The sequence below is a fragment of the Paraburkholderia sp. BL6669N2 genome, assembly GCF_003387275.1.
GTDB lineage: Bacteria > Pseudomonadota > Gammaproteobacteria > Burkholderiales > Burkholderiaceae > Paraburkholderia.
In genome coordinates this window covers 1735024-1753084 of record NZ_QUNA01000001.1, presented here as the reverse complement: position 1 = coordinate 1753084, position 18061 = coordinate 1735024, and the positions used below count along the sequence as shown (strand labels likewise).

At 61.7% G+C, this 18061-nt stretch carries 14 protein-coding genes and 1 tRNA gene; 7 read left to right on the top strand and 8 right to left on the bottom strand.

What is annotated here, in order from left to right; all coding sequences use genetic code 11:
• Positions 1–54 precede the first annotated feature (54 nt).
• A complete protein-coding gene (cysE, locus tag B0G80_RS08070) occupies positions 55–888 on the top strand; it encodes a serine O-acetyltransferase (RefSeq protein WP_116117633.1) in 834 nt (277 codons plus the stop codon).
• Positions 889–1060: 172 nt separating this feature from the next.
• Here cysE and B0G80_RS08065 read toward each other — a convergent pair whose 3' ends face one another.
• The 4 genes from B0G80_RS08065 to B0G80_RS08050 all read right to left on the bottom strand — a co-directional run bounded on the left by B0G80_RS08065 (position 1061) and on the right by B0G80_RS08050 (position 3937).
• Entirely contained in the window at positions 1061–1858 is a 798-nt protein-coding gene (locus B0G80_RS08065) for a UDP-2,3-diacylglucosamine diphosphatase (RefSeq protein ID WP_106279530.1), read from the bottom strand.
• Between the two features lie 46 nt (positions 1859–1904).
• Positions 1905–2399, bottom strand: a complete 495-nt coding sequence (locus B0G80_RS08060; protein WP_106279532.1) for a peptidylprolyl isomerase — start codon at positions 2397–2399, stop codon at positions 1905–1907.
• A 143-nt stretch (positions 2400–2542) separates the two neighbouring features.
• Complete coding sequence (locus tag B0G80_RS08055; RefSeq protein ID WP_116117632.1) at positions 2543–3124, bottom strand: peptidylprolyl isomerase; 582 nt, start codon at positions 3122–3124, stop codon at positions 2543–2545.
• 48 nt (positions 3125–3172) lie between these two features.
• Complete coding sequence (locus tag B0G80_RS08050) at positions 3173–3937, bottom strand: tetratricopeptide repeat protein (protein ID WP_116117631.1); 765 nt, start codon at positions 3935–3937, stop codon at positions 3173–3175.
• Between the two features lie 239 nt (positions 3938–4176).
• On the opposite strand from B0G80_RS08050, the gene cysS reads away from it, so the two are divergent.
• The 6 genes from cysS to B0G80_RS08020 all read left to right on the top strand — a co-directional run bounded on the left by cysS (position 4177) and on the right by B0G80_RS08020 (position 11169).
• Positions 4177–5574, top strand: a complete 1398-nt coding sequence (cysS, locus tag B0G80_RS08045) for a cysteine--tRNA ligase (protein WP_106279538.1) — start codon at positions 4177–4179, stop codon at positions 5572–5574.
• Positions 5575–5621: 47 nt separating this feature from the next.
• Positions 5622–6671 carry a DNA-3-methyladenine glycosylase gene (locus B0G80_RS08040; RefSeq protein ID WP_116117630.1) on the top strand — a complete coding sequence of 350 codons (1050 nt, stop codon included), beginning with the start codon at positions 5622–5624 and terminating at the stop codon, positions 6669–6671.
• 124 nt (positions 6672–6795) lie between these two features.
• Positions 6796–7767, top strand: a complete 972-nt coding sequence (locus tag B0G80_RS08035; RefSeq protein ID WP_074283028.1) for an acetyl-CoA carboxylase carboxyltransferase subunit alpha — start codon at positions 6796–6798, stop codon at positions 7765–7767.
• Between the two features lie 48 nt (positions 7768–7815).
• The gene (gene tilS, locus B0G80_RS08030) at positions 7816–9249 is read left to right on the top strand and encodes a tRNA lysidine(34) synthetase TilS (RefSeq protein ID WP_116117629.1); all 1434 of its coding nucleotides are present in this window, start codon (positions 7816–7818) and stop codon (positions 9247–9249) included.
• Positions 9250–9633: 384 nt separating this feature from the next.
• Entirely contained in the window at positions 9634–10884 is a 1251-nt protein-coding gene (locus B0G80_RS08025) for an aspartate kinase (RefSeq protein ID WP_106279546.1), read from the top strand.
• A 191-nt stretch (positions 10885–11075) separates the two neighbouring features.
• Positions 11076–11169: transfer RNA gene (locus tag B0G80_RS08020), tRNA-Ser, on the top strand.
• 537 nt (positions 11170–11706) lie between these two features.
• On the opposite strand, the gene B0G80_RS08015 is transcribed toward B0G80_RS08020, so the two are convergent.
• From B0G80_RS08015 to B0G80_RS08000, 4 genes are read right to left on the bottom strand one after another with little or no spacing between them, the layout of a single operon-like run.
• Positions 11707–11994 (bottom strand): PAAR domain-containing protein, encoded by a 288-nt coding sequence (locus B0G80_RS08015; RefSeq protein WP_116117628.1) that lies wholly within the window; start codon positions 11992–11994, stop codon positions 11707–11709.
• Between the two features lie 9 nt (positions 11995–12003).
• The gene (locus B0G80_RS08010) at positions 12004–13044 is read right to left on the bottom strand and encodes a T6SS immunity protein Tli4 family protein (protein WP_116117627.1); all 1041 of its coding nucleotides are present in this window, start codon (positions 13042–13044) and stop codon (positions 12004–12006) included.
• A gap of 11 nt (positions 13045–13055) precedes the next feature.
• Positions 13056–14993, bottom strand: a complete 1938-nt coding sequence (locus B0G80_RS08005) for an alpha/beta hydrolase (RefSeq protein ID WP_116117626.1) — start codon at positions 14991–14993, stop codon at positions 13056–13058.
• A gap of 10 nt (positions 14994–15003) precedes the next feature.
• Positions 15004–17694, bottom strand: a complete 2691-nt coding sequence (locus B0G80_RS08000; RefSeq protein WP_116117625.1) for a type VI secretion system Vgr family protein — start codon at positions 17692–17694, stop codon at positions 15004–15006.
• Positions 17695–18061: the final 367 nt, after the last annotated feature.

Sequence of the window (18061 nt, the reverse complement as noted above, 5' to 3'; positions counted from 1 at the left end):
TCGTGCGCGCCAGCTCTCGCGTGCGGCTCTTTCTCCCACAACACAGTCCCTGCCATGTTCACGAGACTTCGCGAAGACATCGCCACGATCCGCGAGCGCGATCCCGCCGCCCGCAGCGCCTGGGAAGTCCTCACGTGTTATCCCGGCCTGCACGCGCTCTTGCTGCACCGGCTCGCGCATGCGTGCTGGAGGGCCAGGCGCCGCTGGCTAGCGCGTTTCGTCTCGCAGATGGCGCGCTTCATGACCGGCATCGAAATTCATCCGGGCGCGACGCTCGGGCGGCGCGTGTTCATCGATCACGGCATGGGCGTGGTGATCGGCGAGACGGCGCAGATCGGCGACGACTGCACGATCTATCAGGGCGTCACGCTTGGCGGCACGTCGCTCACGCGCGGCGCGAAGCGGCACCCAACGCTCGAGCGCGGTGTGATCGTCGGCGCGGGCGCGAAGGTGCTCGGCGGTTTCACGATCGGCGCGGACGCGAAGATCGGATCGAACGCGGTGGTGACCAAGCCCGTGCCGGCACGTGGCACGGCGGTGGGTAACCCGGCGCGGATCATCGTGCCGGCGGCCGCCACTGTGGCTCCGGAAGCGGCCAATGCCGGTGCCGAGGGCGCCGCGCGCGAGGGCAAACGCTCCGCCGCAAGCAGCGGCTTCTGCGCATACGGCATCACGCCGAACGCCGACGATCCGGTGTCGCTGGCGATTCATGGGCTGATTGATCACGCCGCCACGCAAGCCAAGCGCATCGACGAAATCGTCGACGCGCTGGAGCGGCTGGGTACGAGTCTCGAAGGACTGCAAGGCGCCGATGCGGCGTTGCTCGATCTGAGGCGATTGTCGGCCGCGATTGCAGGGAAAGTGGACGCGGTGGCAGCGGAGCGGTGAAGTTATTCGCGCGCGCCGCCCATGCCGGCGCTATTGGCCGGCCGCTACCAGCAACGCTGCATGCGGCGCAGAGCGAGAGCAGCCACAACGCCGGCACGCGTGGCGTGGAACAGCGCGGAACTACCTTGCGCACGTGACCCGTCGGCACGGGTGCAATCAACTGCCGCCACACTCAACCCAACGGCAACGCCCGAATCCCTTCAGCATCGATACGCAAATACCCACCACGGCGTTCGCCGTGGTCGAGATCCCAATCCGGCAGGACCCAGCGCGTGCCGCCCGGCTCGCGATGCCGCGCCGGCCGGTGCGTGTGCCCATGAATGAGGGTCGCCGTTTTCGACGACTTGAATAACGCGGCCACGGCCGCCGCCGTCACATCGTATTTCGGCGAAACCGGCCGCGCGCGGCCTTGCTCGCTTTTCGAGCGCATGTTTTCGGCGAGCTTCTGACGCCAGCGCAACGGCCACGCGAGAAACAGCATCTGCGCAAAACGGTTACGCGCAAAACGCCGGAACACTTGATAGCCGCGATCGGCCGTGCATAAGCCATCGCCATGCGCGAGCGCGATACGTGTGCCGAACGCGGTGATCACGAACGGATCGGGCAGCCAGATCGCGCCGGCCGCTTTCATGAAGCGCTTGCCCAGCAGAAAATCGCGGTTGCCGTGCATGATGTAGAGCGCGATGCCGCGTTCCGACAACGTATGCAGCAGCGCCGCCATGCGCGCGACGAACGGCTCGGCGAGCATGTCGTCGCCGATCCAGTACTCGAACAGATCGCCAAGTATGAACACCGAATCGGCCTGCTCGGCCGTGAAGCGGATGAAATGCTCGAACGCGGCGACCGTATGCGGGATCGCCTCGCTCAGATGAATATCGGAGAGGAAAAAAAACGGGCGTGCGGCGTGCGGGCGTTTGCCCTCGCCAGGCACGCCCGCGGCGACGCTTCGCAGCGGCGTTTCTTGCAGCATTGAAGGTGCCTGATATCAGTTCGAACGAATCGATGCTCGCTACGACTTAGTCGACGATCACAGCCTTTTCGATCACCACGTCGTCCGCCGGCACGTCCTGATGGAAGCCCTTCGAACCCGTCTTGACCTTCTTGATCTTCTCGACGATGTCGAGGCCTTCGACGACCTTACCGAACACGGCGTAGCCCCAGCCCTGCGGCGTCGGCGACGAGTGGTTCAGGAAGTCGTTGTCGTTCACGTTGATGAAGAATTGCGCCGTGGCCGAGTGCGGGTCGTTCGTGCGCGCCATGGCGACCGAGCCGTTGACGTTCTTCAGACCGTTGTTCGCTTCATTCGGGATCGGCTCGCCCGTCGGCTTCTGCTTCATGCCGGGTTCGAAGCCGCCGCCCTGGATCATGAAGCCGTCGATCACGCGGTGGAACACCGTGTTGTCGTAGTGGCCGGCCTTCACGTAGTTGAGGAAGTTCTCAACCGACTTCGGCGCCTTTTCAGCGTCCAGTTCGAGTTTGATGACGCCGTGGTTCGTATGCAGTTCAACCATGATGGAATCCTTTGATGAACAGGGTGGGTAAAAGGCGCGGCGAGTCGTCATGCGTTGACGTTGAGCCGCGCCGGGGCGTGGATTGAGCGCTGACGCTTTTCTCATGCGCGCGCCTGACTGCGGCGCGCGTCCTGGTCCTGCAATTACTTGCCGACGACCGTGGCCGACTCGATCACGACCGGCTTTTGCGGCACGTCGCTCATCGGGCCGCGCGAGGTGGTGGGCGTGCCTTCGATCTTCTTCACGACGTCCATGCCGCCCGTGACTTTGCCGAACACCGCATAGCCGTTGCCGTCCGGATTCGGATAGTCGAGGCCGGCATTGTCCACCGTGTTGATGAAGAATTGCGCGGTGGCCGAATTCGGGTCGCTGGTGCGCGCCATGGCGAGCGTGCCCATCATGTTCTTCAGACCGTTACGACTTTCGAGCGGAATTGGCGCGCGAGTGGGCTTCTCCGCGAAGCTCTGCGTGTAGCCGCCGCCCTGAATCATGAAACCACGAATCACACGATGGAAAATCGTGCCGCTGTACTGGCCGGACTTCACATAGTCGAGGAAGTTGGCGACCGTCTTGGGCGCTTTCTCAGGATACAACTCGACGCGGATGTCGCCTTCCGATGTCTTGAAGAGGACGGACGGATGCGCGGCTTGCGAACCGGACTGGGCAAATGCGGGAGCGTTTGCGATCAGGGCGGCGCTGCCGAGCGCCAACATCAACCATTTCATGAAGATCCTCAGGGTTGGAAAAAACGTATTACGCGAAACGTGATGGCTTTACTTCGACGGCGCCATGTAGGGCGGCATGGCGAGCGAGCCGTTCGCACCGCCGTACTGGAAGCTCGGCGTTTGCGTCATGTTCGAGGTGGCGCGGGCGGTGTAGTCGTCTTCGGTGCTAACGGCCTGTTTCGCCTTGGCCGCGGTCTTGACCGGCGAGATGACTTTCTGAATGTCCGCGAGCCGCTGCGTGGTGGTGGGACTCACCTTGCCCAGGCTCTGCGCGTGGCGATAGGCCTCATTGGCCATGCGCAGATACAGGTCGCCGAGATTCTCGTAGGCGAGGCCGTAGCCCGGGTTGACCTTGGTGGCCGTTTCGAGCGCGACGCGCGCTTCGGCGTATTGACCGTGCTTCGCGTAAAGCGCAGCGAGGTTGTTGTAGGGCTCGGGCAACTCAGGGTAGGTCTGCGTGAGTTCGGTGAACGCGACGATAGCTTCGTCGTCGCGATTCAGGTGGGCGAGCACCGTGCCGCGCTTGAACTTCGCTTGCGCGTCGCGCGGATTCGAGGCGATGCGCGCGTCGAGCTGGGTCAGCGAGGCGGCCCAGTTTTTCTGCGCGATCGATGCGTCAATTTCCGGCGTGTTGTCGCGCACGGCGGGGCCCTGCGGCAGCGTGGCGGTTTTCTGCGCAAAGGCGGCCGCGGCCGGCATGGCCGCAAGGGCGAGCGCCACGGTGACGCGCAAGGTGAGGGCCCGCGTGGCGCCACCGAAGGCCGTCGCGGCGAGGGTCGCAGCGCTGCGCGCGCGGCCGCTTGAAGGTTTCATAGGCTCAGGTCTGGATGTTATACTCCGACCCATTCTAACAAAAGGTCTGCGCGTTCCGTCGAACCGCAAACTGTCTTTTCGCCACTCGTGGTCGTCTCCGCCTTGATCGCAGCCTGACCGCCGCACCAGGTGCACCGGTTTTGCTGTATGCGACGCGCCCGCCGTCCGGTTCTTGACTGGCGGGGCACGCCGCGCATGAAACACATTGCGGATTTCTTTCGGCCCACGCACCGTTCTCTATGGAATCACTGCGCATCTACAACACGCTCGCGCGTGACAAGCAAACTTTCGTGCCGCTGCAAGAAGGCGTCGTGCGAATGTACGTCTGCGGGATGACCGTGTACGACTATTGTCACGTCGGTCATGCGCGCGTGATGGTCGTGTTCGACATCGTGCAGCGCTGGTTGCGCACGCTCGGCTACGACGTGACCTACGTGCGCAATATCACGGATATTGATGACAAGATCATCCGGCGCGCAGTGGAGAACGGTGAGACCATCAAGGCGCTGACCGATCGCTTCATCAACGCATTGCACGAAGACGCGGACGCACTCGGCATCCAGCGGCCCGACATCGAACCGCGCGCCACGGATTTCATTCCGCAGATGCTCGGCATGATCGAGCAGCTCGAAGCGAACGGCTACGCGTATCAGGCGAGCGACGGCGACGTGAACTATGCGGTGCGCAAGTTCGCGAACTACGGCAAGCTGTCGGGCAAGTCGCTCGAAGATCTGCGCGCGGGTGAACGCGTCGCGGCGAACGACGCGAAGCAGGACCCGCTCGACTTCGTCTTGTGGAAACAGGCCAAGCCGGAAGAGCCGGCGGATACAGGCTGGGATTCGAAGTATGGGCGCGGCCGTCCCGGCTGGCATATCGAATGCTCGGCAATGGGCTGCACATTGCTCGGCGAACATTTCGACATTCACGGCGGCGGGCAGGACCTGCAGTTTCCGCACCATGAAAACGAAATAGCGCAAAGTGAAGCCGCTACCGGTCAAACCTTCGTCAATTTCTGGATGCACAACGGCTACGTACAGATCGACAATGAGAAGATGTCGAAGTCGTTGAACAACTTCTTTACGATCCGCGAAGTATTGGCGCAGTACGATGCCGAGGTCGTGCGTTTCTTTATCGCACGCGCGCATTACCGCTCGCCGTTGAATTACAGCGACGTGCATATCGACGACGCCCGCAACGCTCTCGCGCGTTTGTACACCGCGCTGAAAGACGTCACGCCGGACGCCGCCGAGCTCGACTGGAACGAAGCGCATGCGCTTCGTTTCCAGGCAGCAATGAATGACGACTTCAACACACCGGTTGCAGTGTCGGTGTTGTTCGAGTTGGCAACAGAAGTGAATCGCACGCGCGACCCCGCGCTGGCCCGTCAATTGCGCTCGCTGGGCGCGGTGATCGGACTGCTCGGCCGCGAGCCGCGTGCATACCTGCAGCAGGCAGCGGGGGCTGCAGCTGAGGGCGCGCTCGAGCCCGCCGCGATCGAAGCGAAGATCGCGGCGCGCGTGGCCGCCAAACAGGCGAAGGACTATGCGGCAGCAGACCGGATCCGGGCCGAATTGCTCGAGGCCGGCGTTGCACTTGAAGACAAACCCGGCGGGTTGACCGAGTGGCGGCGCGTGTGAGCGCACCCCGACTTACCCTTTGATCGACTCGCCAGGCAGGAGGCAGGATGGCAACGGCCACGAAGACGCCGGCTAAACGAGCCGCGTCTCAAACAAACGCGGCAGCCGCGGCAAAGTCGACACGCACGTCGGCTCGCACGGGCAGCGGCGTGGTAAGGAAAGCATCGTCGAAAGCCGCCGGGGTGGTGGCCAAGACCGCAGCGGGCGCAGCGAAAAAGACCACCGTGCAGCGTGCGCTCAACGGCGCGTCGGCGCACGCGCCTGTCGCGAAGCGCGCGAAGCCGCAGCGTGCGAAGAGCAACGGCGCCTTGTCGGCGGAACTGGCCGGTGACGTGCAGGAACTCGCCCGCATCAAGGTCGAGGGGCACGAAGGCGAAGTGGTGCGCAAGACGCGCGCGTCCGCAACCGCGGGCGGCGAAGCGGCGAGCGCGAGCGAAGCCGCGGTGCCGGTGCAGATCGCTGGCCTCACGCCTGAAGTCACGCGTCCGGCCTATTGGGACAAGGCGTGTGCCGACCTCGTCAAGCGCGATCGCATTCTGAAGAAACTGATTCCGAAGTTCGGCCCGGTGCATCTGCTGAGTCGCGGCGATCCGTTTGTCACGCTCGCGCGTTCGGTGGTCGGGCAGCAGATTTCGGTCGCGTCCGCACAGGCCGCCTGGGCGAAGGTCGAGGCCGCGTGTCCCAAGCTCGTGCCGCAGCAGTTCATCAAGCTCGGTCTTGAAAAGCTGACCACGTGCGGGCTGTCCAGGCGCAAAGCCGAATACGTGCTCGATCTCGCGCAGCATTTCGTTTCGGGCGCGCTGCACGTCGGCAAATGGACGTCGATGGAAGACGAGGCTGTGATTGCCGAACTCACGCAGATTCGCGGCATCGGCCGCTGGACCGCGGAGATGTTCCTGATCTTCAACCTGTCACGCCCCGACGTCCTGCCTCTCGACGATTTGGGCCTGATTCGTGCGATCAGCGTCAACTACTTCAGTGGCGAACCGGTCACACGCAGCGAAGCGCGCGAGGTCGCCGCCAACTGGGAGCCGTGGCGCACCGTCGCCACCTGGTATATGTGGCGTAGTCTTGACCCGTTGCCGGTCGACTACTGAAAAAGAAGAAATGGGACTATTTCAAAAGCTATCAAAAGTTAAAGATTGATAGTTGCGAGATGGTTTTGACATCGGCGCGCGCGGTTAGAATACGCGCTGCCGGTAAGTCCAAGGATTACAAACAATGAAGACCACGTTTCTGGATTTCGAACAGCCGATCGCTGAACTCGAAGCGAAGATCGAAGAATTGCGCTTCGTGCAGGACGATTCGGCCGTCGATATTTCGGAAGAGATCGAGCGGCTGTCCAAGAAGAGTCAACAGCTCACCAAAGATCTGTACGCGAACCTCACGCCGTGGCAGGTTTCGCAAATCGCCCGTCATCCGCAACGCCCGTACACGTTCGACTACGTGAGCGAGCTGTTCACCGACTTCCACGAATTGCACGGCGACCGCAACTATGCGGACGACCTGTCGATCGTCGGCGGCCTCGCGCGTTTCAACGGCCAGGCGTGCATGGTGATCGGCCATCAGAAGGGCCGCGATACCAAAGAGCGCGCGCTGCGCAACTTCGGCATGCCGCGTCCGGAAGGCTATCGCAAGGCCGAACGTCTGATGCGTCTCGCCGAAAAATTCGGCTTGCCGATTTTCACGTTCATCGACACGCCGGGCGCGTATCCGGGCATCGGCGCGGAAGAGCGCGGGCAGTCAGAAGCGATCGGCCGCAATCTTTACGTCATGGCCGAGCTGAAGACGCCGCTGATCGCGACGATCATCGGCGAGGGCGGTTCGGGCGGCGCGTTGGCCATTGCAGTCGGCGACAGCGTGCTGATGCTGCAATTCTCGACCTATTCGGTGATCTCGCCTGAAGGCTGCGCGTCGATTCTGTGGAAGAGCGCCGCGAAAGCGCCGGAAGCCGCGGAAGCGCTCGGCTTGACCGCGCATCGTCTGAAGGCGCTCGGCCTGATCGACAAGATCGTCAACGAGCCGCTGGGCGGCGCGCATCGCGATCCGAAAGGCATGGCCGCGATGCTGCGCCGTGCGCTCGCCGATTCACTGCGCCAGTTCCAGGGCATGAGCATCAACGACCTGCGTCAACGCCGTTTCGAACGGCTGATGTCGTACGGCAAATTCAAGGAAACGACGCCGGGTGCCTAAGCCCGCGCGCGTTTTCTTTCGTCCTTCAGCGCTTGATGCGCTAGCGACGTGACCTCCACCGCCGAAACACCCGCCGACCGCCTCGTTCTCGAGGCGGTCGGCTTTTCTTTGTCTGCGCTTCCCGCTAGCGCGCGTGTTGCGATTGCCTTCAGTGGCGGGGTGGATTCGAGTGTGCTGCTCGACGCCGCGGTGCGTGTCGCGGGCGCGTCGCGTTGCATCGCGCTGCATGTGCATCATGGGCTTAGCGCGCATGCCGATGCATGGCTCGCGCACTGCGAGGCGTTTGCGCTGGAGCGTGGTGTCGAGTTCGCGGCAGAGCGCGTCGAGGTGTCGCGTGATGCGGGCGTGAGCGTCGAAGCCGCCGCACGCGATGCGCGTTATCGCGCGCTGGACGAGATGTGCGCGTCGCATGGTGTAGCCACGCTGTGGCTCGCGCAGCATGCGGACGATCAGGCTGAGACTGTGTTGTTGCAATTGCTGCGCGGCGCCGGTCTCGCCGGTCTTGCCGCGATGGCGCCCGAGTATTTGCCGGCGAATGCGTCGGCAACGCGCGTGCGGCCTTTGCTTCATCTACTGCGCGCACAGCTCGAGCAATACGCGTGCGAGCGTGCGTTGCGTTGGATCGACGATGAATCGAATGCCGATACACGCTACGCCCGCAATGCGTTGCGCCACGAAGTGACGCCGGCCCTGGCCGTGCATTTTCCGGGCTTTCGCGACGCGCTTGCGCGCACGGCGGCGCACGCGGCGTCGGCGCAGCGTTTGCTCGATACGCTTGCGCGCATCGATATGGAAGAAGCGTCACGCGACGAAGGGCGCGCGCTATCGCACGATGCATTGCTCGCGCTTGACGACGACCGCGCGCTCAATCTTCTGCGTTACTGGATGCGCACGTTGGGCTTCGTCGCCGCATCGAGCGCGCGTCTCGGCGATGCGCTGCGTCAGTTGCGTGAAATCGGCGCGGCGGGCGAGGGCCATGGTCTGCGCATCGATCACGCGGGACATGCGTTGCGCAGCTATCGCGGTGTGATCTATTGGGAAGCGGGAGACAGTAGCGAGCCCGCCGACGAAACCGCGCTCGCCGCGCGCGCGGTCAGCGAGCTCGCGTGGCAGGGCGAGTCGATCTGGCGGTTGCCGCAATGGCGCGGCACGTTCGTATTCGCCGACGCCGCGGTCGGTGACGCCGACGCGACGATTCCCGTGAGCGTTTTGCAGCGTGCGGTGTTGAGCGCGCGTCCGCGCAGCGGCGGCGAACGCATGCGCACGAGCGACGCGCCTGGCGCACCGAGCCGCACGTTGAAAAATCTGTTCCAGGAGCGCGGCATTCCCGCATGGAAGCGCGATGTGCCGCTGCTTTACATCGGCGATGAGCTGCTGTTCGTGCCCGGGCTCGGGATCAATCGCGCTACGTTGCCGCAGCCGATCGACGAGGCCGAATCGCGCGTCAGGATCGTCTGGCGCGAGGATCTGCTGATCGCCTGACCGGCCGGTCGGACACCTCGATTGTCCGTGCGGCGAATCCGGAAATAGGGCGCAAATCCGCATGAAACAGGCCTTTGCGGCGCGTATTCAGCGCGATCGGATGGCCTTTCCGGCTTGTCTTTTTGCGCTCGATCGGGTACGTTAACTTGTTTGCCCGACCCGATTTCGCCTTCGCTTTTGTTGAATTAGTCGGTTTGCGATCGTGATCCGTCGTTTCCGGTAAGCCATCAGCGATCATTCCCGGGCAAATCCGCGCGTGCTGCACGCGTGCTGCATTTACGCCGCCACACACTCTGCCGTCGTTCACAAGACGTTGCGCTTCTGTGCTTTTGTGCGGTCGTCTCCAGCGCGCCAGCGCGGTTTCTCCTCCAGTTCAGAACGACAATGGCACTCATCGTACACAAATACGGCGGCACCTCGATGGGCTCGGTCGAGCGCATCAAGAACGTCGCCAAGCGCGTCGCGAAATGGCACAAGGCTGGCCACAAGATGGTCGTCGTGCCGTCGGCGATGTCCGGCGAAACCAACCGCTTGCTCGGTCTCGCGAAGGAAATCACGGGTCAGCCGAGCCCGCGCGAACTCGACATGATTGCCGCCACGGGCGAGCAGGTCAGCTCGGGTCTGCTCGCCATCGCGCTGCAGGAAGCCGGGGTCGACGCGGTCAGCTACGCCGGCTGGCAAGTGCCGGTCAAAACGGATAGCGCGTTCACGAAAGCGCGCATCAGCGAAATCGACGGCGAGCGCGTGCTGCGCGATCTCGACGCGGGCAAGGTGGTGGTGATCACCGGCTTCCAGGGTATCGATCCTGACGGCAACATCACCACGCTCGGCCGCGGCGGTTCGGATACGTCGGCGGTCGCGGTCGCGGCCGCGTTGAAAGCCGATGAATGCCTGATTTACACGGACGTCGACGGGGTCTACACGACCGACCCGCGCGTGGTGGAAGAAGCGCGCCGGCTCGATCGCGTCACGTTCGAAGAAATGCTGGAAATGGCAAGCCTGGGTTCGAAGGTGCTGCAGATCCGCTCGGTGGAATTCGCCGGCAAATATCAGGTGAAGACACGTGTGTTGTCGAGCCTGACCGATCCGCTGATACCGCTCGACGCTGAAATGAAGTCGGGCACCCTGATTACTTTTGAAGAAGACGAGACCATGGAAAAAGCAGTCATCTCGGGCATCGCGTTTCAGCGCGACGAAGCTCGTATCGCCGTGATGGGTGTGCCCGACAAGCCGGGCATCGCGTATCAGATTCTCGGCCCGGTGGCGGACGCGAATATCGACGTCGACATGATCATCCAGAACCAGAGCGTGGAAGGCAAAACGGCGTTCACGTTCACGGTCGGCCGTGGCGACTATCAACGCGCCATGGACATCCTCACGAACCAGGTGAAGGGTCACGTGCAGGCCGAGCAGGTGCTGGGGGATCCGAAGGTGTCGAAGGTCTCGGTGGTGGGCGTCGGCATGCGCTCGCATGTGGGTATCGCGAGCACGATGTTCCGCACGCTGTCGGAAGAGGGCATCAACATCCAGATGATCTCGACCTCCGAAATCAAGATCTCGGTGCTGATCGACGAGAAGTACATGGAGCTTGCCGTGCGCGCGCTGCATAAAGCGTTCGAACTGGATCAGGCGTAAGTGGTTTTGAATAGACAGGGCGTGCAGGAGCGCCCCGTTTGTTTTGTGCGAACGCGGTGGCTTGGGTGAGTAAATTGCGTCGCCAATGACGAAACTGGCACAAAAACTGTCCGCCAGACATTGACCTTCGCGGTTCGGCCCGCTATTATCTTGGCTTCGTCGCGCTGACTCCCTGCGCGACCGAAAGTTTGGGAGACGTGGCCGAGAGGTCGAAGGCACTCCCCTGCTAAGGGAGCATCTGGGCCAAAACCTGGATCGAGGGTTCGAATCCCTCCGTCTCCGCCAGAAGTGGTAGAGAGAACCCCGCAGAGTCTAGGCTCTGCGGGGTTTTTTGTTTGGAGCTGACTCGCAAATCAACTATCAAATGCGAGCGACCAAGCGATGCGCCTTCCCGGTGAGTCTCATGGACCTCCATGGGTTCCAGTGGCAAGAACAACTGGTCGGCGCAGTACTCCGTGACGATCACGCATTTTGCCCGGTTATGCTTCAGGGTCGGCAGTCCCATTTGCATTGACCAGCACGAACTGTTTCGGCGCTTACGGCCCATCCGCAGCGATCTTGTCGTCGCTACAATGACGATGCTCAATCGTTGCCGAGGCGAGGGAGTTGCCTTTGCGACGCAGATCAATCGTCGGCACGATGCCCGTCTCTGCCGGGAACGCGCCTCGGAACATCAACACGTTGGAATGCATTTCAGCGACGCGCAACCCGCCATGGTTGCCACGATCGCCAGCAGCAGCATCAGACTGAATATGCGCTTCATCATTAAGTCCCCCTCCTTAGTATTCGTTATCGGTTCGCTGCGTCAGCGTGCAGCGGCGCCTACACGTCAACGTAAGACGTCGTTTGCGACGGCACAAGGCGCGGATGCGGCGTGCACAGACAGACACACAGATCATCGCTCAGTGCCGCCTGCCGGCCGTCTGGTCCTGTCGTGGAAATGCGCGCGCCTTCGCACTTGATCAACCCAACGGTCTTGCAGACCGGGCACAGGACGGGATCGGTCTCATACGCCTGCTCGCGCCCGCCGAGCAGGTCGTTACCGTCACCACCCTGCACGATACCTCCCACCGTCGTTTTGTCGCCTTTCACAATGTCGTAACGCCGCATAGTACGCTCCTACACTGCACCCGGTCGCTGCCGGAGGCTATTCAGCAGGGCGTCCCATACCTGCAGCGCTCCCGCCTCATCGACCGGCGACGTTGCCTGGTCCGGCGGGAGGTCGCTCCGTGAAGACGTGCCGAGCAGCAGTTCAACCGAAGTATGCGGTTGTGCAAGCGTGGCAGGATTGCCAGGTGCCAGCAGATAGAAACGGTAGACCGTAATCGGGCCGTCCTGAAGCGCAAACAGGACCTCTTCGGCGTCCATGCCGGCCACCACGCGCTTGCCCTTGCGCAGAATGCGATAGCTGCCAGGCATTCGATCGAGTTGTGCGCGAAGCTCGGACAGATTCCTGGTGAGCGGTTGACCTTGATCCTGCTCGACCGCATCTCGCATCTTGATCAGGAGCAGTGCAGGTCGGCCCGGCATCAGTGCAAACGACTGGCTGACTTCTTCAGTGTATGTCGACGATCCGGTGACGATCCCGCCGTCGAAGCAAAACCCCGACTCCGTCGGCACTGTCCAGTTGTCTCGCGCCTTGATGCGTCTGTAGGTGTCGTTGTAGATATTCTCGGAGTTACCAAGAGCGGACGCGCCCATGAGGCCGACGGTATGAAAGAGTGTGTGATCCGCTAAGAGGTAGCCATCCGTTTTAAAAGGCATCTCGACTTTCGCCACGCCTTCCTGGTAGATAAAAAAACGCGAATCATTGACCGGCGAAAAAGCCTTCTCCAGCCAAGCTTTTCCGGTTTTCTCATCCAGGTTGACGGGGTTATAGCGTTGCTTCGTACGCAACTCGTTCTCCCGGGCATCGACTTTGGTGCGATAGGCATCAAGTGAGACATTATGAGTTGTTTCGAGTTTGTCTCCCCTGTACGCGTAATGTTGATTCGAAATCTCGCTCGACGCGGGCCGGTCGAATACGAGGCGGCCGATGCACCACGGGCGCATTTTGGACAGCAGTGGATTGTTCATCATTGGTTCCACGGAAAGCGCAAGAGAGCAGGTGCAAAGACCCGCCAGCAGAATGAGGGGGCGAAAGAGGCGAACCATTAACATGTTCCCGGCACCTAGATGTCGTTGACCATCTGGACCACACTGTAAAGTATCGCCCAGTGCGTCCATGGGTGCGCATAACTGGTCATGTGCTGGTATCCGCCCTGCACGAAGGCCATCTGAACTCCTTTGGCCGGGTCGCCAGGCACATCCGGCTTCAACCCGCGCGCCTGCGCATCGGCCGACCATACCGGCACCGTACCGTCGCCGCGGATGATTCCTGTCTTCGTTGCCACCTGCGACCAGTCCGTCTTGGCGTTCACATCCGGCAACGTGTTTGTCTTCTGGACGGTGAACGTAACGCTCAGTTTGCGTTGCTCCAGAAACACGCGGATCTCGCCCTTGCCCGAGTCGTGCAGCAACGTTGCGGCCTGAAGTTCAGGCGCCTGCACGTCCGATGGCACATCCCCGGTCCAGATTGCGTTACCCCACGTCAACAGATTCTTCGTCGGGTCTCCTTTTTCGATGCCGGGCTTGCTCTTGTCGCTGCCCTCTGTCGTCGTGCTCGACTGTGGTGACCTGAAGTCGAGGCCACCCTCGCCGTAGGCTACATATGTCTTGCCATGGTAATGATTCTTCAAATGGCTCTGGTTTTTTACAACCGTCTCCATCGTCGATCGATAATAATCCGATAGGCTCGTCTGAAGCCCGCCTGCCGCGAGCCGCGTCTTGACGATCCCAGCGGGATCGAGCTGTTTGTCGGGCGGTTGCAAACCGTACCACTTGGGATTCACATACAAATCGTTATACGGATCGCCGTGCTCCGGGAACTGCATGACCACCTGTCCGCCGGGCCGCGCAAAAATCCACCACGGCGCGCCATTGTGATAATCCGGCATCGGCGTGAGCTCCATCGGTCCCGGCGCGTTCGTCATCACCGCCATGAACTCGTCCGCATCGCGCCCCAGCAGACTGCCATTGATGAAACCATTCATACCGCCTTCGGGACTGCCGCCTGTCTTGAAACGCTTGGCCGCCAGAGGAGCACCTGTGGCCGGTTGACATCCATGAAATACGCCGTGCGCAAGACCTTCGAGCCCATGGTTCAGCACCGCGAAGCGCGCCACCAGTCCACCCATCGAGTGCGTCAGAATAATGGCCTTGCCCGTATCGTTTTCCTTGCAGATCTCGGTCACGCCCATCAGCCGTGCCGTCTTCTTTGTCTGGGGATCGGGGACGTCCAGACCATTCACCACATCACGCCCCGAGAGGTCGTTCGACTGCAGCCAGTTGTATCCGATCGCGTAGACGCGATAGCGATACTTGGCGAATTTCTTGAATTCCGCGGAGTCGGGTGCGATCACCTGGCCTTTTCCTGCTGCAGCAATGGCGCCGTAGGTCTTCGGATCGGTGCCCAGCACGGGATGGAGTGCCCATTTCTCGCCCTCGGGATCGGGATTGATCCACGCGCCTTCTGGCTTGCCGAGCAGCATTGGGTTGTTCAACTGTTGCTCGAGCCAAAGCAGGACAGGTTGATAGCCGGTCCGATAGACCGAACCCCAGCCGCGGCGTCGCGCCTCCTTCTCGGTAATTGGGTCTTTCTCTCCAAGGTCGACGATCGGACCGAGCGGCGTCACCATGACGCTCTCGGGATCGAAAAGTGTTTCGCGCGACGACGCGCTGCGAAACCATCCCGCGATGAGCGAACACAACGCGCCGAGTGATGCACCTATCGTGTCTGTATTTGGTGCGGACCATGCCGCGTCGCCACTGTCCTTGGCGGCCAGTGGCGAGCCCATCACGCCCGGTATAAAAATCACGGGAATGATGGGGCGCAGATCGTGCAAGGTCTCCTTGGCGCGGGTGTCGTCGGCCGGCGTCAAGGGCGCCTGGGCGGAAGAGTGGCCGTCCTCATCAGTCTGCGACGCGAGGCGGACGACTTCCTGTTCGGCATCGTCGTCGCCGGACGTCTGGCCCGGTGTACCCGAATTGTCGGGCTGATTTTCGCTCATGGATTCTCGCTTATGCGTTGCTCGTGCCAGGCCGCAGCGCCCGGATCACCACCGTTTCGATATCGTTGCTTTTCTGCTCGACCGTATGGCCGAGCTCGTCCGTGACCCCGCTCAGGCGTGTGCCGTCCCCACGCACGATCTCGTAAGGGTGGTTCTTGAGCGGGTCGCCGGTGATCCTGTCGCGCAAGAGATACTTGTCGTTGAACGCCGGCTTCTCGAGGCTATTCATATGCTCGGCCACCGAACTCGGACCCTGCCGGCTGAACGACGCCGACTTGATCGTGCGTGCACCGCGCGTGCCGTCCTCAATTCCTTGCGGGGTAATACGGATATATGAGCCGCCGCACTTGAGCATCAACTCGGTCTTCGCATCGATCTCGATGCTGCCGTTGTTGCTCTTGAGCGTCAGTCCGAGTTCGGACAGTAATCGCAGCTGATCGGTGAGCGCCTGGATGTCGATCGCGCCTTTCCCGGCGATCAGTTTCATACCGGCGCGTTGGACGAACACGCTGATTTTTTCTGCGACGCTCGCAACCAGCGATTTGCCCACGGCCAAGTACGTGTCCTTGCCGCTGACGAAATTCAGATGGTCGTCCGCGACCATCTGCGCCGACGCGTGCGTGGTAAAACCCATGCTCTCCGGACTCGATCCGAGCATGACGGGTTTGGCAAACGCATTGGCGTTTCCTGTCCCACCGCCTGCCGTATTGCCGCCTTTGGTCACGCCCGCCTTGCTGTGCTGGGTCGCCTTCGCGAACTGTGAAAGCGCTTCGCGGCCAGGCTTCATATCCTCGGCCTTGGCGGTCGAACTTGCGGAGGACAACGACTCGACCAGCAGATCCGCGCGCGCCAGGATCTCGCGCGGCGCGGTGGTATCAAGCGGCTGACCGTCGGCGCTGATTTGATGTGTGCTGAAATAGAGTCCCTCGCCCGCATGGACGGCGCCTGCATTGTCGGTGCGCAGGGTGAACCCGCTGCCGGTGTACGCGCCGCGTGAATTACCGTCCTGGACGATCTGGTAGCCGAGATGGAGACCGCTCATGCCGTGGCTGCTCATGATCCGCATGCGAGGCTGCCCCGTGGAATCATCCATGACGTGCTGGTTATAGCCGCCGCCACCGCCGTATTCCCGGGACTGATAGCCGGAAAGCAGGCCGTTCGAATGCCACTGCGGTTTCGCCGCGCCGTTGTACACGCGATGAAGCGCAATCGGGCGGTCGATGTCATTGCCGATGTGACCGATCAGGAGTTCTTCGCCCGCGCGCGGCATGTGGACGCCACCATATCCATCGCCGGTATCGGACTGCGCCACACGCACCCAGCACGATGCGCGCTCGTCACCTTCATTGAGCCGGTCCCAGATGAATAGCACCTTCACCCGGTTCAGTTCATCGGTGTAGCACTCCTGGCCTTTCGGTCCGGCCACAATCGCCGATTCCAGTTTCGCTTCGGGCTTGCGATGTTCGAACGAGCTCCGGTACGGCACCGTCGTGCGCTGCGCTTCGACAGCGACCCGGTAGAACCCGGTGGAGCCGTCCGCGTGGCTCGCGCTGAAAATCTGACCAGGGTCGCCGGTGCGGGCCTGTGCGAGCTGATGATTCAGGCTGTGTGGGTAGTTCGCTTCGTGCCCGGCGAGCGGAAGATTGTTCTCGATGATCCACTCGACCTCGATACTCGCGAATTCGTTCTGGTCCGCGGCGTCGTGGTCATGCTCGGGATGACCGGTCAGTGTGAAGCGTCGGCCCGCGTCCATCGCGCGCAGGCTACCCACGCCGTGAAAGCGCTTGGCCTGCGACTCCCATTCCTCCATGCGAATCTTCGACAGGTGATCGCCACGGTCCTGCTCCGGGTACGTATAGCCACCGGTGTATTCGTAGACTTCGGTTTGCGCGGGCAGCGCACCTTGATTCGCCATGGCCGGTACCGACGTGCCTTTGGGGCTGGAAGGCGTCGACGGGCTTTTGTAGTCGAAGGTGCGCGTCGACAGCAGCGCGGACTGTAGCGTCCGCGTGCCTGACCACTGGGTGAGCGCATCGGCCTCACTGCTCACGCCGGCACGATAGAACCCGACCGTTGCAGGTGAGAGCGGTTCGAGCGTCTCGAGGCGATCGGTGATGACCAGCGTGTGTGATTTGCCGTCCGCCGCCTGCTGCCAGATGCCATACAGGCCCTCGGATTCGAGAAGCCGGTGCACGAAGTTCCAGTCGGTCTCGTCCTGCCGACAGTAGGAACGCTTCGGCAGCGGCTTCGAGAGCGCGAACCGGTACATCCCGTTTGCCTGCGGATGCTGGTTGAATACGTCCGAGACGATTTCGTCCGCTGCCTTGTCCTGCCAGTGTCGCTGGTCACGCCGGAACTTCAGAAAGTGCATCCACGAGGAAAATCCCAACTGGTAACTTGTGAGATTTCCGTCGGCTCCCAGCCGACGCGCTGTATGTATATAGCCATGGTGGGCCAGGTAAGACCGATCGGCCTGCTGGATCCAGAGCGTAACGGTCTGGGCGATCAGCGTTTTGAGCTGGACGTCGCCCTGGGTCGACACGCAGTCGAGCAGAAAGGAGAAGTCACGACCGATCCGCGAGCACCCGGTGACACGGTGGGGCAGCAAGACGTTATTGCCGGCCGGTGTATCCAGTTTCAGAAGGCGGTCCTGCTGCAACAGTCCACCCGTAATCGCCCCGATTATGTCCTGCGTGCCCATGCCGCCTCTCGATCTGATTATTTCTCTTTCCCGCGTGATTTTACTTCGAAAGCAATCTGATAATGATCAGAAATTGAAAAGCAGAAATCGATTTAATGCGAAATGGATATTGGGATGAATATCGAATCCCAAAACATTGATGCGGCGTGGGCCGCAGACCGATAGCCACGAATTGAGCGCGCGTCGCTAGGCGTACGACGCTCGCTCAACCGTCGGCAAACCTGACAGGTCAAGGCCTCACAGGCTCACGTTGATGCGCCGGTCCCAGTGGGCTTGTTCGGACAACTTTCCCACGCATGCCGAGAGTCCCTATCGTCGTTGTACAGATTGGCGGTGGACCGGTACTTGTGTCCGAGCAGTGCTTGCG

Excerpts from the sequence above, each read along its gene's own strand:
- cysE (WP_116117633.1), top strand. The coding sequence starts at position 55 with ATGTTCACGAGACTTCGCGAAGACATCGCCACGATCCGCGAGCGCGAT.
- B0G80_RS08065 (WP_106279530.1), bottom strand. The coding sequence starts at position 1,858 with ATGCTGCAAGAAACGCCGCTGCGAAGCGTCGCCGCGGGCGTGCCTGGC.
- B0G80_RS08060 (WP_106279532.1), bottom strand. The coding sequence starts at position 2,399 with ATGGTTGAACTGCATACGAACCACGGCGTCATCAAACTCGAACTGGAC.
- B0G80_RS08055 (WP_116117632.1), bottom strand. The coding sequence starts at position 3,124 with ATGAAATGGTTGATGTTGGCGCTCGGCAGCGCCGCCCTGATCGCAAAC.
- B0G80_RS08050 (WP_116117631.1), bottom strand. The coding sequence starts at position 3,937 with ATGAAACCTTCAAGCGGCCGCGCGCGCAGCGCTGCGACCCTCGCCGCG.
- cysS (WP_106279538.1), top strand. The coding sequence starts at position 4,177 with ATGGAATCACTGCGCATCTACAACACGCTCGCGCGTGACAAGCAAACT.
- B0G80_RS08040 (WP_116117630.1), top strand. The coding sequence starts at position 5,622 with ATGGCAACGGCCACGAAGACGCCGGCTAAACGAGCCGCGTCTCAAACA.
- B0G80_RS08035 (WP_074283028.1), top strand. The coding sequence starts at position 6,796 with ATGAAGACCACGTTTCTGGATTTCGAACAGCCGATCGCTGAACTCGAA.
- B0G80_RS08025 (WP_106279546.1), top strand. The coding sequence starts at position 9,634 with ATGGCACTCATCGTACACAAATACGGCGGCACCTCGATGGGCTCGGTC.
- B0G80_RS08015 (WP_116117628.1), bottom strand. The coding sequence starts at position 11,994 with ATGCGGCGTTACGACATTGTGAAAGGCGACAAAACGACGGTGGGAGGT.
- B0G80_RS08010 (WP_116117627.1), bottom strand. The coding sequence starts at position 13,044 with ATGTTAATGGTTCGCCTCTTTCGCCCCCTCATTCTGCTGGCGGGTCTT.
- B0G80_RS08005 (WP_116117626.1), bottom strand. The coding sequence starts at position 14,993 with ATGAGCGAAAATCAGCCCGACAATTCGGGTACACCGGGCCAGACGTCC.
- B0G80_RS08000 (WP_116117625.1), bottom strand. The coding sequence starts at position 17,694 with ATGGGCACGCAGGACATAATCGGGGCGATTACGGGTGGACTGTTGCAG.